Origin of the sequence: Rhodopseudomonas palustris (genome assembly GCF_003226555.1) — a bacterium.
GTDB lineage: Bacteria > Pseudomonadota > Alphaproteobacteria > Rhizobiales > Xanthobacteraceae > Rhodopseudomonas > Rhodopseudomonas palustris_I.
Genome location: NZ_QKQS01000023.1, coordinates 658,077 through 672,134, shown reverse-complemented (window position 1 = coordinate 672,134; position 14,058 = coordinate 658,077). Strand labels below are relative to the sequence as shown.

The window sequence follows — 14,058 nt, the reverse complement described above, 5'->3', positions numbered from 1 at the left end:
CGCTCAAATGCTCGCTGCCGAAAAGGGACGAGAATCGCAAAACCAAGGACTCAATAACGTGATACATGCCGAGGAACATACGGTTGCGGAAGTATTGGGCGACAAGTTCATTCATGAGATACCTCCTTATCAGCGGCCATATGCCTGGACTTCGGATGAAGCTCTCCAGTTGGTTGAAGATTTGCGGGAGGCGATGAATGCCGGCGGAGACGAGCCGTACTTCCTCGGAAGTATCGTCCTGATACGGCCGCAAAAAGAGACCATTGGTCAGGTCGTTGATGGTCAGCAGCGCCTCACGACGCTCACCATACTGGCGGCTGTTTTACGGGATATAGAGACTAATCAGGATGCTCTCGAAGCTATTGGAGGCGCGGTATACATCAAACCGAACCTGTTCAAAAAACAGGTCGAGTCGGTGAGAGTGCTTCCCCATTTTGAGGACCGCATATTCTTTCGTGAAGCGATTCAGGATCCGGGGGCTACCTGCAAGCCGGCGCCGGCGCACGATCCGAAGAATGAAGCGCAGAGGTTGATGTGGGGCAACGCTGTTGCGCTACGCAATCGCGTCCTTGAGATGGCCATCGAGGATCGCCAGCGTCTTGTCAGCTTCTTGTTGAATAATTGCGTGCTCGTCGTGGTCTCCACGGAATCGCGCGGTGCGGCCTTGAGGATCTTCAGGGTGTTAAACGACCGCGGGCTCGATTTGTCCAACGCGGACGTCATCAAGGCGGACTTGCTCGGAAAGTTCAAGGATCAAGCTGACATCAAGCACCAGGCCGCCAGGTGGCGCGAATTCGAGACCGACCTCGGTCGCAATGATTTTGAAAATTTGCTGGAGAGCCTCAGGTTCATACGGGAGAAGGGTAAGAACCGAAGTTCTCTAAGTGAGGCCTACGAAACCCGCTTCAAGAACGCCTCGCCTGAGGACGTTAAGAACTTTCTTAACCATGAGCTTGCTCCGGCTAAACGCTGGTTTGCAGAGATCGTCGATGGCCTTGGAGCAGACTTTCCGCCTGATCTTCAAAGCGAATTTTCCGAGGTCTTGGCGGGGCTCCGCCTGGTTCCCAATAAAGACTGGATCCCTGTGGCACTCGCCGCTGCGATGCAGTTCGGCGCTTCCGAAAGGCTTCTTTCGATACTTCTAAAGCTGGAAGGTCTCGCGTGGATAATGCAGCTCGGGCGTCGCTACGACACGCAGCGGATGAACCGTTACGGCGAAATCATAGGTGCTCTCGCGGCGCCGCATGAGGAGCTTGCAAGCAAGCTGGTGGCGACGGCGGAGGAGAACGACGATGCGTGGGCGGCCCTAAGCGGCAAAATCTATAGCAAGTTCCCCGTCAGGGTCACTCGCGCCGTTCTTGAACGCCTCGATCGATTGCTGTCCGAACAGGTCGTCGTGTGGATAGGACAGAAAACGGTCGAACACATACTGCCGCAGACGCCCGCCCAAGGCGAGTGGGGGTGCTTCGACTCAGACGAGCGAGAAGCGATCACGGACACGATAGGCAATCTTGTCTTACTGACGTCGCGTAAGAATTCATCAGCGTCGAATCTTCCCTTCCTTCAGAAGCGAAAAGTCTATTTTGGTCTCGGCGAGACAAGCGCAGGCAAAAAAAGAGCGACATACGCAAGTGTACAGGAATTAAGTGAACTCCCGGATTGGGATGTCAGTGTCTACCGAAGCCGCCAAGACCGTCACCTTTCGTTGCTTGCTAAGCGTTGGGGGATCCGGCAGACGGTCCCTAGCGGCAACTACGCGCCTCTCGATTCGGATGCCGTCCGATCCGTGCCCCTGACATAACGCTGTCGGGGATACATTTACGCCGATCGTTTGCGGAGCCGAGCGCGAGGAAGGCGCGCGTACTCCGAGGGGCGAGCAAAGTTCAACGAAGTTGACATAAAGACGAATTCACCACATCTTAGGTCTGTTCTGACCGTAAATTTTCGGACCTAACCCGTCGCGGCGTCCTTTTTGGGGGCTTCGCATGCGCCTACTAAGCAATTATTTTTTCCTCGTCATTTTGGCGGTCATTACTATTTCTCGCTTCGCATCGGCCCAGATGCTTCAAGTTCTTTGGGTTGATCCGGTGCAGGGGCCCATCTGTGCCGGCCCGCTTGGGGCAGGGCCCTGTCCCCTTGTGGCGCAATGGATAGCCACCCACAGCGGACTTCAGCCGGGTAGCCATCCAGCCGGTCCACCACCATCTGTGATGGTGCCGGTCCCTGTGGACGGGTCGACACCCTCGATAGAAAACATCCCGGCCTTGAGCGCCGCAGTATCATCGGATGCAGTGGCGGGTGCGCTGCAGTGCGCTCAACTAACTGGACAAGCTCAGCAGCCGGACATCGAGAAATTCCTGGTATGCACGCGAGGCGCGATTGCTCTCGACCGCGACAGCGCGATGCTTCTTAGCTGTGTCGAGAGCGCCAACGGCAATCAGGAAAATCTCGCCAATTGCGCCGGCAGGGGTCTTCTCGGATCCAGACTGACCACGAACCAGTTGAGGGCGATCAATTGCGCTGCCCAAAATTCCGACGACGCAGATAGTTTCGCCGGCTGCATCGCTAATGGGTTGATCGGAGACAGGTTAACCCCGCAGCAGCGTAGGCTGCTAACTTGCGCCGAAGGCGGGGATGTGGCAAGCGGCCGATTTGCCGGATGTGCGGCTCGTACTCTCTTCGGCAATAGTATGTCGCCCGAAGGAAAGGCGGCCGTTGACTGCGCTGTGGAATCGCAAGGTGATGTCCAAGGATTTGGCTCCTGCGCCGCCAACAAATTTCTGAACTTGCACCTCAACCCCGAGCAGCAAATAGCGGTCCAATGCGTCGCGTCGGGCGGAGGTCAACCTTACGTGGCCGCCGGATGCGCAGCGTCTCGGTTGACTGTCCGGGAGTTGACCAAGTGCGCTGAACATGGAATCGGCGGCAGCCGTGGATGCTTCGGCGACAACAACGACCTTTTCGGAAGAAAAGGTTTCGTGATCCGAAACGTCGCGGGGCTCGCCGGCGGGCCGAATTCAGTGATCCGCGATCCAGTACAAGTATTAGGGGGGGCCAATTCTGTGCTCAACCGTCCTAATCAACTTCTGGGTGGTCCAAATTCGCTACCCAACGTCGTGCTTCGCAACGTTCCGTCCCCGCCGCCGATAGAAGTAGGCAAGATTGGAAATCACCGAGTTTGCATACCTTGGTGCTAGGGCGCGTGAGCGGCAAGGCAGCAACAGGAGACGCTGCGGCCCGGCCTGGGGGCGGGATGAATCGCATATTTTCCTTGGTACGGCGATTGCGATCACAATCGGAGTGCATGCCCAGGCGGCGCAGAGTTCTGATCCGGTCGAGGTCAGCGGATACCGGCATAGCGTCGAGGGGCGGTCGCTTTTGGAGAGCGCATCCACGGCGGCAAACGCGGTGCTTTCAGCGTCCTCGTCGTTCAGGCTCCAGCAGTCGTGGGAAGTTGAAGGAAACGGCGCATCGACGCCAAGCGCGATCAAGTTGTTCCTCATCGCCGTCACGCCGCAGCCGTTCGTCATTCAGGTGCGATTTCGGTCTTGCCGCTGCATCTTCGTTCAGGCGGAAGCGTTCCGGACGAAGGTGTCTCGTTACGCGCAGGACTCGGAGATGACTTCGAAGATCGACGCCTCCCACTTACTTGCCTTCATGCTCCTACACGAAGTGGGTCACCAACAAGAAGGCCATCCTGGCTACATGGACAGGGAGTCGCCAGACCTTAACTTCGATGACAATGAGGTCAAAGCTAGAGAGCGTGCCGCAGACGAGTTCGCGGCAAAGGCATTAATCGCCGCCGGCAAAGATAGGACGCGAATTGACGCATTCTTAAGTGCTATGGAAATCGAATTGGCACTCTCAAAGGTTTCATTCAATCTCGCCGGCATCCGCGTGATTGGTAGCTTCGGCGGCTCGACCCTATGCGCGAAGGACCTTTTCGCGGACAGAGGCGTCAGTCATCCGAATTTCGAACTTCGAATACTGACGGTCAACGATATCATTACCGACACACCGACGTCGCATCAGCTAGTTGTCGACTTCGAGCGCTGTCGACAAAATAGCGTCAAATAGCCTCCGTGACATCCTGGCAACAGGCTGAAGATATTTGAAGGAAGCGACGGCCGCGTATTGTAGCGCAGAAACAGGTAATTTAGACTTACGAAATTATTATTTAACTCATGGCGCAGAATGTTTTTTCGAGCTCTGACAATCTTCACAGTTATGCTTCTTTCGTCGGCGGCGGACGCCCAGAGTCCTAGCCAACGCGAAAAACTTATCGTCTGCCCGACCGCATTGATCGCTCGCTGCGACGTACTCGTAGATCCCTTGGGAAATCCCGCGCAACCAGTCAAGTGCCCGGCCAGCCATTGCAGAGCACACGCCACCATGCGGGACGGCAAAAAGGTGTGCAATTTTCAATGCCCCGAATACTTCGACATCTTCAGGTGATAACGCGATCGGTGGCCGCGGCCGCTGCAATCGTCTCGGTAGCGGGCTGCGGCACGTACGTTCCACCGATTCAGGAGTACGGTGAGGGGACGCCGGTCAACTCGGACTTTTCGGCCGGCGGGGCGTTCGAGTTCGCTATCAAGAGTAAAGTGTACTGCGACATCGTCGATGCGGTCGTCGCAAGCAGAAAAGCCGGCGTCCTCCCCGGGGGGTGGGCGGTTCAGACAACGCTGGACCTACAGGTTGACGAGTCGGGGGCACTGAATCCTGGGGCGACCTACCTGTCGTCGCCAACGTTCACAATCGGTGCAGGGGCCGTGCTATCTTCGCAGGCGACGAGGGAAAGCAAATTCGGCAACTACTGGGCGTTAGATAAGCTTAAGGGGGCAAGTAGTAGCCCGTGCTCCAGCTCTAACGCTAGAGCGAGTTCTCTCCTCCTTAGCGACCTTGGGATATCAGATTGGCTCGAGAATGCCCTCAGGAGCCGGTATTACTTACCTTCTTCCGGCGGGAACAAAAAGGACTCGATCTTTAAGGAAGATTTCCTATCCTACCACATCAAATTTGTGGTGACGACCAGTGGGACTGTGACGCCGGCTTGGAAGCTAGTCCGCGTCACAACGGGTAACGGTGGCTTGCCTCTAGTAGGGGCAGGACGCATTCGGACGCACGATCTGCTGCTCACGTTTGGCCCCACGTTTAGCGCCAACAGCCCCAATCTGGCGATCAGCTCGCACGCGGCACAGGACTTCGGCAACGCGGTGTCAAACAGCCGCCGTCAGCTGCCCCAGTAAACGGAATTTGGAAATACCCAGAATGGGTCGGCGGGGTGTTCCCTCCCGCCGCCACCGAAGCCGGCAACGACTACGCTTCGTCGCTCACCCCGATCATCTACTTATCTCCCTTAGGTGCGAGAGGAGGCTTACGTGTAGGCTCGGTCCGGCGATATAGACCATCATCTGGCCGAAGTATGCGCGCGTCTTCCTCCTTGCTCAGGAGGTGCAGAGCATGCCGCAGCCACGACTTGGAGAAGCCTTCCGGTGGATTCACGTGATCCCAAATTTCGACAAACCTTACCGTCGATGAGGTTCGTCGGATATATTGGACTGCCTGCTCGATCAAATCGGGCGCCAGTCGTCGGCGCTTGGATAGGTCCGTTCCAACCGATGTGTATTTAGGTTTGCGCTTCGGGCGCTCCGGAACCTCAGCACCTTCGAACCATAACGTGCCGGGCTTCAGGCGGACGAGCGCCGCTCCGTCCAAGGCCTTCATAATCGCCCTTCCAGGTTTAGCTGCATCGAATCTATCGAGCCGGGAGGGTGGATAGCTGCAACTTTCGAGTTCACGCGCGTACAGAGGCCGAGCGGCCTTTGCCAGCGCGTGCGACACCGCCTCCGCGAACCTGGGATTCATGACGCCCTGCCAAGTTTTGGGCTGAAGAAGCCGATCAAACTCACCCTTGCCAGTTTGATGAGATGAGACCTTTGGCTTTACCGATCGCCTCCGCCCTCCGTCGTTCGGCGAGCTGAACCTTCGCTCCTCATCAACCTGGCGATCGGGACCCTCGAATCCAGGAGCATCGGTGCCTGAGCGGAGACTGCCGTGAGCGATGGCCGCCAATATCCAGGCCTCTTCAGCGATGCGTTTCGCCATAAGCCGGATGCTGTCCGGCATCTCCTCGGCGCGCACCTGCTGACGAGCCTTCCAGGCCTTGACGAACTCTTCCACCGCTTGGCGCCCACCGCCGGTCTCCGCAAACACGCTGTCCACTCCAACGGCCGCTAAGCCCCTTTCCAGTGCGATCTGATCGGCTGCGGCGAAAACAGCTTGTCTCAGTTCGAGTTTTCCTTGTCGTGCCATCGATCAATCGTCCCGGGGACCCCTACCCCGAGGTTGCAACGGGATGCTTTTTGCCTTCCTAACGCGGGAAGACTGTCTGGAAGGAGGGTTGACAAAAGGTGCTTTGGAGAGGGCCCGAAGGAGCTCGTAAGTCCCGAGAAAGTCCCGAAGCCATTTCGGAAGTCCTTATTAATTGGGGTGTTCTCGATTTGGTGCTTTATTCACTGAGCTAAGGCGCAGTGTCGTCCGCCAGGGCCTCCACAGGATCGGACGTGCGCCCACAGCTCGATTGATCTAGCTGCCCGCATGTCTGCGGGTCAGGTCGGCAACGGCCCTTCCCAGAGCCAGCCCCAAACGCTCCGGCAGGGGCGGCCCCGGTCGACTTCCGACGTCGCCGTTGATGGCCTTGTCAAAATAACGCCTGCGGTTGCCCGAACCGTCGATCAGTGACCAGCACTGCCCGATACCGGCAAGCAGGTACGGGATACCCAATCCCATAAGCGGGGTGAAGACGATCCCCCTGAACATGTTGGAGGCTGCCAGCATCGTTCGAAGGTTCGCGCTATCGATGACATCGCGTTCGGTCGTGGAAACGCCCCACAATTGGCTGAGGATGCGGCGGCCGACCACGAAGAACTCGTCGATGAAAAAGGTCCCCTCCATCCCCGGTTCGATGAGCGCCTGGACGTCGACGCCGACCGCGACCTTCTTGATCAGCGTTCGCAGACCGGCGGCGTCGACCACTTCGATGTAGGCGTAGACGACGAGATCGTTGTCGACTTGGCACTGGCCGAATTGCGTGATGGTGCCCTCAAGCGCGTACAGTCCCATGTGATCCTCCTGGATTGGCGGAGGAGAGCGTAAGGGGCCAGCCGTAAAATATGTGATAAATCACATAGCTACTTTTGGAGGAAATCCGGACCGTCCGGTCCATGGCCCAGACTGGATTCGGACGTCGTTTTCCTCAGCGGGAGTCGACTGCCGTCGAACTTCTCGCGACGAATCTCCGTCGGCTGCGGCTGGCCAAAGGCTGGTCGCAGGATCAACTCGCAGCGGCTCTGGAAGTCGAGCAGGGCGTCATCTCGCTGATCGAGAACAGGAGGTCGAATCCGACAGTTCTCATGCTAGAAGCGATCGCAGGCGCGCTCGGCGTCCAACTGGCTGACCTCTTCGAGGCCAAGCCTACGCCCCGATCACGCGGCCAGGTCGAACGCGCCGGCGGCCGGCCGGAGTGAACTCAGATTGAGATCGAGCGGTATCGGCTTTACTGGCGGCGCCGAAGGCCTTCGTGGCACTGGCCCGGACTTCGGCATTCTGACGTGGCGCCTGATGTGACGGGCGAACCGGCGACGAGCTAGTCGATTAGTGGCGTCCTCCGGTCGATTGGCATTGATGGTGATTCGTTGGTCCGCTTTCGCGCGCGCGAGTTCGTTCCCGTTCGTAGGCGCAATCCCGAACCCTTTGATCAGGTCGGTAGATCGGCGCCGGCACTGGGCGCCGAAAAGCCTGTTCCAAGGTCCGAGTCGTCGCCCTATGTTCCTCCACAACCAGGGGACGAGGAAGCGATGCGCCTGAGCAAGCTAAGTGTACGGAATTTCAGAAATTTCAGGGAGCTGGACATCGCATTGTCGGGCAATGGCGTCCTCCTCGGAGAGAACGCGATCGGCAAGAGCAACCTTCTCTTCGCGATCCAGCTGATCCTCGACCCGATGTTGCCGGATGCCGCGCGGCAGCTGCGGCTGTCTGACTTCTTCGACGCCAATCCGCCGAACTACGATCAGCCCATCGAGGTGTCCCTGGACATATCGGACTTCGGCGCCGACCCGGCCTTGAACGCGCTGCTCACCGATTTCAGGACGCCTACAAATCCGCTGGTCGCCCGGTTGACCTATCTCTACCGTAAGAAGGCCGACGTGGCCGGTCCGGTCCGGACGAGCGCGGATTGCGAATTCCTACTCTACGGCGGCGGCGACGAAAACCGCGGCATTCCCGGAAAGGTGCGGCGCCGCATCGCGATCGACGTACTGGACGCGCTGCGCGACGCGGAAGGGCAGCTCGGATCGTGGCGCAGCTCCCCGCTGCGACATCTCCTCGAGGAAGCCGTCGCGGCCATCGATCCGGTCGATATCTCCAAGGTCTCGGCCGAGCTCGCGGCGGCGACCACCACGCTCGAGACTCTTCCGGCGATCAGGACGCTCGAGAACGCGCTCAGGGCCGACATCCTCCAACTGGCCGGCAAGGCCGATATCGACGCCCGGCTGCGTTTCGCGCCGACGGACCCGCTACGCCTGTTCAGGGCGATTGCCATGTTCATCGACGGAGGCAAACGCGGCATCTCGGAAGCCAGTCTCGGATCGGCCAACGTCGCGCTCATCGCGCTCAAGCTGGCGGAGTTCGCCTGGCGACGACGGAAGAACGAGAGGAATTTCTCGCTGCTCTGCATCGAAGAACCCGAAGCCCATCTCCACCCGCAGCTGCAGAGGTCCGTCTTCAAGAAGCTGTTCGAAAACAACGACGCGACGCAGTCCCTGATCGTCACCAGTCATTCCCCGACCCTGGCCGCGGTCGCACCTTTGCGCTCGATCATCCTGCTGAAGACGGACAGGACTTCGACCTACGCCCGATCGCTCGCGGAACTGCCGGTGACGCCCGACGAACTCGACGACCTGGAGAACTACCTCGATGCCACGCGTGCTGAACTCCTGTTCTCCCGCGGCGTCATATTCGTCGAAGGCGACGCGGAAGAGGCGCTGTTGCCTGTCTTCGCGAAGTCGATGGGGTACTCGCTGGACGATCTCGGCATCACGGTGTGCAACGTCGCGGGGACCAATTTCCGCCCTTACGTCAAACTCGCCGCCGCCCTCAATCTTCCGTTTTCGATCGTGACGGACTGGGATCCGCAGATCGACGGCTCGGCACTTGGCCGCAGGCGCACCCTCGACATCTATCGGGACTACATTCAGTCCGGCTACGCCGCGGCGGTTGCGCCGGCGCAGTGGCAGCAATGGGAAGCCATGGACTTCGCCGGCTTCGGCAGCGCATTCGCCACGTTCGGCGTCTTCCTCAACGATCATACGTTCGAAGTCTCGGTCGCCAACACGCTGACGCTGAGAAATCCGCTGCTGGACATACTGGAAGCGCAAGGCTTCGGCTCGACGAGGACCAGTCGTCTGAAGGCTTGGAGAAACGGTGTACCGGTCGATGCCGTACAACTCCTGGCGATGATCGCCGACATCGGCAAGGGCCGTCTCAGCGCGAAGTTGGCCAAGATGACCGGGGGTCTCGCGCCTCCGGTCTACATCGCGGGAGCGATCAAGTACGTGGTGGACCGTGTTCAGTGAACGGGCCTGGCAACGCGCCGTCGAGGACCACCAAAGCAACCCCGAGCAGTCGGCCGCGATCCGCGAATCCGGTCACTGCGTCGTTCTGGCCGGTCCCGGCAGCGGCAAGACGAAGACACTGACGTCGGCGATGGCGCGCGCGCTGCGGGACGACGTCCTGGATCCACGCGGCGTAGCCTGCATCACGTACAGCAACGAATGCGCGATCGAACTTGAGACTCGTCTGCAGGCATTCGGGATCGCGCCGGGCGACCGTGCCTTCGTCGGTACCGTGCACGGCTTCGCCCTCGGTCAGGTCCTGATGCCGTATGCGCGCTGCGTGCCGATCGGCCTGCCCCAGGATTTCCGCGTCGCGACCAAGGCTGAACGAAGCTCCGCGGTCGCTGTCGCATACGACAAAGCGATCGGCGGTCGTGACGACCCTCAGGATCGCTGGAAATACGCCGAGGCGAAGCGGAAGCGGGACGTCGATCGTTCCCGCCCGGAATGGTACGGGACCAACATAGAGTTGGCTCGTTTCATCGAAGCCTACGAAAGCGAGCTCCGCGCACGAGGCCTGATCGACTACGAAGACATGCCGCTCATGGCCTTCCGCATGCTCAAGGAGCACGTCTGGATCCGAGAGGCGATCCGGGCCAAGTACCCGGTGCTCTTCGTGGACGAATACCAAGATCTGGGACATGCGCTCCACGAGCTCGTGCTGCTGCTCTGCTTCGGCTCCGGCATCCGGCTCTTCGCCGTCGGCGACGTGGACCAGTCGATCTACGGCTTCGCGGGCGCCAACGGAGATCTTCTGGAAGGTCTCACCTCACGCAGCGACGTCCGCACTATAAGGCTGCGCTTCAACTACCGCTCCGGCGCGAAGATCATCCGGGCTTCGCTCGGCGCGTTAGGAGAGCATCGCGACTACCGTGGGATCGCGGGCGCGCCGGACGGAGAACTGTCGTTCTTTCCCGTACCCTACGGGCTCGATCATCAGGCGGAAGCGATCGCGCGATCCATCGTCCCCGGCCTCTTGGCCAAGAATTACGCGCCGGACGAGATCGCAGTGCTCTATAGGGATCGATGGCAGGGCGACCGGGTCGCGGCGGCGTTGAAGGCCGCAGACATCCCCTTCGTCCGGACGGACCCTCAGGCACTCGTCCGCCGGACCTCGCGGCTCTCCAGATTGATAGAGGCAAGCGCCCGATGGGTCGCCGGCGGCTGGCGCGATGCGAATCCGACCTACGCGCGACTCCTTTCGCAGGCCGTCTCGCTGGTCTTTGGACGACGCGTGCCCGAATCGGTCGAGCATCAATTCTCGACCGACTTCATGGTATTTCTCAACGGATCAATTGGCTCCGGTGAGAGCACTAATGCCTGGCTGAGAAGGTTCTCTACCGATGTGATTAAACATTGGCGCTCGGTAGCGAGAAATCCAGAGCAGGACTGGGACGTCTGCGACGAGATGGTCGCAAATACCAACCCCGACGAGGGTCTCGATCTCCCGCTTCATCACTTTGCCGGGCGGTTCGACGGGACGGCGGGTCGCGTGACCCTAACCACGATGCACAGCTCCAAGGGACGCGAATTCGACGCCGTCATCATGTACGGCATCAACGTACAGGATCTGCCTAGCCGAAGGGATCAACAGAGCCCTATGTCGCTTCGTGATGCGCGACGCGCATTCTACGTGGGCGTGACCCGCCCCAGGAAAGAACTTTGCCTCATCTACCAGGAAAACAATCATTCTCCATGGATAGCGGAATTGGCGCAGAAGATTTAACCCGCGCAACAAAACGGAAGCTTTGTGCTAGTGCCGCGTAGGAAAGGGCCTCTCGCAAAAGCTACGCGTCGCAAGCGCCAGACTGCAGGGGCGTACCAACGACGATCAGCGAGAAAGGTGTGTCTGAGTCGACAATCACATTAAGAATCGATCGAATAGCCGATATGATGAAGCGTGTGCGGCTGGACCGCCCTTAGCATTATGACATCTGAGCACGAGCAAGCAGGAATTGGGAAACGATCAGCATCGTTCGCTATGAAACACTTGGGTGCCACGAATACGGATTCGTGTTTTACTATTGAGAGTCGTTCAATTTTGAATACGAGAACTGTTCAATGAAGATGAACAGACATTTCATCGCAAGTGTCTCGCTTCTGCTTTGCGCATGGCTGCTGCCGACAGGGATAGATGCGCAAACCAGTTATGTCCCACAGTTCCGCGATTATCCGGCGATCAGTCCGCTGATCTGGCTACCCAGTGCTCCCGATCTAAGTACGCCAGAGGAATACAAGTACCGGACCAGGATCACTAAGGCTTCGAAACAGTCTGCCAACTTCGCGGGACATCACGTCCTCGCTTCTTGGGGTTGCGGTGCCGAATGCGTGACTGGTGTAATCCTCGACCTGCCTACCGGCAAGGTCACATTCCTGCCGACCGTGTGCTGTTGGGGCACCGTCGACGACAAGTTCAACCCGATCGAATTCCGCCCAGACAGTCGCCTCGTCGTATTCTCGGGCCTGCTCTACGAGCAGGGCGAAAACAGTGCGCACTTCTTCGAGTTTAAGGACGGACGGCTGCTTCCGATCGCGACTATCCAGAGGGGCCGCGGCGAGATGAAGAGCGCCGCGGTTACCTCGCCTTTCCCGCAGGCCGCGGCGTCAGAATCTACCTATAGCAAAGGCGTTCAGGCGGCCTCGCAGGCCGATGACGACCGGGATCCCCATTTCATGCATGAATTCGCAGCTCTTGCGAAAGTCCGCGTCGGTGCCGCGGAAGGAGTGAGCGGCTGGCCGGCAGACTATGCGCCATTGATTTCCCAGATTCAGGAGAGTGGCGGCTTCGCCTCTTATCGAGCCACACAGATGGCGTTGAGTTTCTTGGCGCGCGGCGGTGTGTTCATGCCAATCCAGTCGACACGTGGAGGGTCGACTTTCGTGATCTATCATCCGGTCGCCGACGTAGGCCTCTTGCTCGGCTACCGGGCCGGCGCGACTGTGCCGGACCGAGGACTACTTGTGCCGGGAGAAATCCTGCGCAGCGATCGGATCTATGGCGACGAGCCGCCATGGGTAAGAACCTCCGGGACGCTCGTTGATCACATCCGGTCTGCGTCGGAGGCAATCCGCTCGTCGAATGCAAAGTCGTACGCCAAGGCCACCTCTACCCTCGATCCGGTCGCCGACTACACGGCAACGCTGAGAGCGAACGGAAAGTTTCGTCTTCTGGCAAGGGACAGGCTGTTCGCCAGCGGGATGATCGCCAACAACGCCCAGATACCGTGCGGAACCAAATTCGACGCTATCGCTGGCACCGTCGAGGACATGCGCAGGGCAGACGGACGCCTCGATATCGACGTCGATCCCGGGATGAGTACAGCGACCTACGCAGTCGGCGGGGCGGTCGGCCCGGGGCGCGGCGTCAAGATCTACGCTCTGAGGCAGGACCCTTACATCCTATTAGCGGTCTGGTTCGATCTGAGTGGTGGCAACTGCCAGCTTGAACGGATAGTCGCGATGAGCGTGTTCGCGCAGAAGTAGGAGGCCGTTATGTGGCGCTCAATCGCGGCGATTATCGTGCTGGCCTTCTCCTGTGTACCGGCGGCAGCTGATGAATTTCTTGAGGAGTTCGCCGAGGCCGGTTTGGCCTTGATGGAAAAAGGTACGTCCACCATGCACAAGGCCGCCGCCGCGGTTGCAGGTCCGGCTTTCATCTACCACGATCTGAAGGCGGGCGTGGCGGCCGGGGAAAGCCCAAACAAGGTGCACGCTAGGGTCGGTGGAAAAGAGCTCGGCGCGATGGCCGGCGTTGCCCTTGCGGCTCCGCTGGTCGAACTCGGATGCGCAACCGTGGCGTTGTGCGTGCCGGCCCTCGTTGTCGGCGCGCTGGTGGTATACGACGCGTCGACGGCCTCCGGGATGGTCACCGAGGACGTTCAGGAGAGTTCTGGCTACGACTACCTCGGGAAGTGGGCGACCGACGATGATCCCGGCTGCGCCCGTCCGATCACCATATCGAAGGAGAGGTTGGAGATTCCGGGATTGACGGGGTTGCTTGGAAGCGCAAACGGGCTGTCATGCACTGGGTTGCCAATCCGTCCGATGGATTTCCCGACGTCTTGGCAAGGGGGAGTTGCCTGCACAGGGGCCGGGGTCACGCCGATCCTGTACCGCCTCGCCTATCAAAGCGTCGCTAGGATGAAGGGCGCGACGCCCGAATTTATCGCGCAAAGCCAGCGCGAGGGCCGGGCGTATCTGAAACTCGGCAGCTGCGCCCCTAATGGCCACTGCGAGTGGCAGCTCCTAACGAAGTGCCGGAGGTAACCACTGGAGGCAGCTCCCGCAGGCGTACTCTGGCGCTGTTTCACGGGGCGATCAACCAATTGGGCCAAAAGCCGCCGTTCTGCCCGCTTTGTCAGGCAGTTCGGAGGTGCGGTCGCTG

At 59.4% G+C, this 14,058-nt stretch carries 10 protein-coding genes; 8 read left to right on the top strand and 2 right to left on the bottom strand.

Going from position 1 to position 14,058, the window contains the following annotated elements; all coding sequences use genetic code 11:
• The first annotated feature begins 7 nt into the window (after positions 1-7).
• The 3 genes from DNX69_RS15600 (at position 8) to DNX69_RS15590 (ending at position 5,249) form a co-directional block, all read left to right on the top strand.
• Positions 8-1,801: a DUF262 domain-containing protein gene (locus DNX69_RS15600; RefSeq protein WP_234826985.1), complete on the top strand. Its 1,794-nt coding sequence runs from the start codon at positions 8-10 to the stop codon at positions 1,799-1,801.
• Between the two features lie 1,361 nt (positions 1,802-3,162).
• Positions 3,163-4,077 (top strand): ImmA/IrrE family metallo-endopeptidase, encoded by a 915-nt coding sequence (locus DNX69_RS15595; RefSeq protein WP_133256020.1) that lies wholly within the window; start codon positions 3,163-3,165, stop codon positions 4,075-4,077.
• Between the two features lie 389 nt (positions 4,078-4,466).
• Complete coding sequence (locus DNX69_RS15590; protein ID WP_110786868.1) at positions 4,467-5,249, top strand: hypothetical protein; 783 nt, start codon at positions 4,467-4,469, stop codon at positions 5,247-5,249.
• A 97-nt stretch (positions 5,250-5,346) separates the two neighbouring features.
• On the opposite strand, the gene DNX69_RS15585 is transcribed toward DNX69_RS15590, so the two are convergent.
• Together DNX69_RS15585 and DNX69_RS15580 are read right to left on the bottom strand one after the other, a co-directional pair.
• The gene (locus tag DNX69_RS15585) at positions 5,347-6,315 is read right to left on the bottom strand and encodes a hypothetical protein (RefSeq protein WP_110786867.1); all 969 of its coding nucleotides are present in this window, start codon (positions 6,313-6,315) and stop codon (positions 5,347-5,349) included.
• Between the two features lie 273 nt (positions 6,316-6,588).
• On the bottom strand, positions 6,589-7,125 hold the full coding sequence (locus DNX69_RS15580; protein ID WP_110786866.1) for a hypothetical protein: 537 nt from the start codon (positions 7,123-7,125) through the stop codon (positions 6,589-6,591).
• Positions 7,126-7,226: 101 nt separating this feature from the next.
• Here DNX69_RS15580 and DNX69_RS15575 point away from each other — a divergent pair, with 101 nt between their 5' ends.
• The 5 genes from DNX69_RS15575 to DNX69_RS15555 all read left to right on the top strand — a co-directional run bounded on the left by DNX69_RS15575 (position 7,227) and on the right by DNX69_RS15555 (position 13,940).
• Positions 7,227-7,529: a helix-turn-helix domain-containing protein gene (locus DNX69_RS15575; RefSeq protein ID WP_133256019.1), complete on the top strand. Its 303-nt coding sequence runs from the start codon at positions 7,227-7,229 to the stop codon at positions 7,527-7,529.
• A gap of 330 nt (positions 7,530-7,859) precedes the next feature.
• A complete protein-coding gene (locus DNX69_RS15570) occupies positions 7,860-9,635 on the top strand; it encodes an ATP-dependent nuclease (protein ID WP_110786864.1) in 1,776 nt (591 codons plus the stop codon).
• A complete protein-coding gene (locus DNX69_RS15565) occupies positions 9,625-11,400 on the top strand; it encodes an ATP-dependent helicase (RefSeq protein WP_110786863.1) in 1,776 nt (591 codons plus the stop codon). The genes DNX69_RS15570 and DNX69_RS15565 overlap by 11 nt, the downstream gene beginning before the upstream one ends.
• A gap of 335 nt (positions 11,401-11,735) precedes the next feature.
• Positions 11,736-13,157: a hypothetical protein gene (locus tag DNX69_RS15560; RefSeq protein WP_110786862.1), complete on the top strand. Its 1,422-nt coding sequence runs from the start codon at positions 11,736-11,738 to the stop codon at positions 13,155-13,157.
• Between the two features lie 9 nt (positions 13,158-13,166).
• Positions 13,167-13,940 (top strand): hypothetical protein, encoded by a 774-nt coding sequence (locus DNX69_RS15555; protein ID WP_110786861.1) that lies wholly within the window; start codon positions 13,167-13,169, stop codon positions 13,938-13,940.
• Positions 13,941-14,058 lie beyond the last annotated feature (118 nt).

Excerpts from the sequence above, each read along its gene's own strand:
- DNX69_RS15600 (WP_234826985.1), top strand. The coding sequence starts at position 8 with ATGCTCGCTGCCGAAAAGGGACGAGAATCGCAAAACCAAGGACTCAAT.
- DNX69_RS15585 (WP_110786867.1), bottom strand. The coding sequence starts at position 6,315 with ATGGCACGACAAGGAAAACTCGAACTGAGACAAGCTGTTTTCGCCGCA.
- DNX69_RS15580 (WP_110786866.1), bottom strand. The coding sequence starts at position 7,125 with ATGGGACTGTACGCGCTTGAGGGCACCATCACGCAATTCGGCCAGTGC.
- DNX69_RS15575 (WP_133256019.1), top strand. The coding sequence starts at position 7,227 with ATGGCCCAGACTGGATTCGGACGTCGTTTTCCTCAGCGGGAGTCGACT.
- DNX69_RS15570 (WP_110786864.1), top strand. The coding sequence starts at position 7,860 with ATGCGCCTGAGCAAGCTAAGTGTACGGAATTTCAGAAATTTCAGGGAG.
- DNX69_RS15560 (WP_110786862.1), top strand. The coding sequence starts at position 11,736 with ATGAAGATGAACAGACATTTCATCGCAAGTGTCTCGCTTCTGCTTTGC.
- DNX69_RS15555 (WP_110786861.1), top strand. The coding sequence starts at position 13,167 with ATGTGGCGCTCAATCGCGGCGATTATCGTGCTGGCCTTCTCCTGTGTA.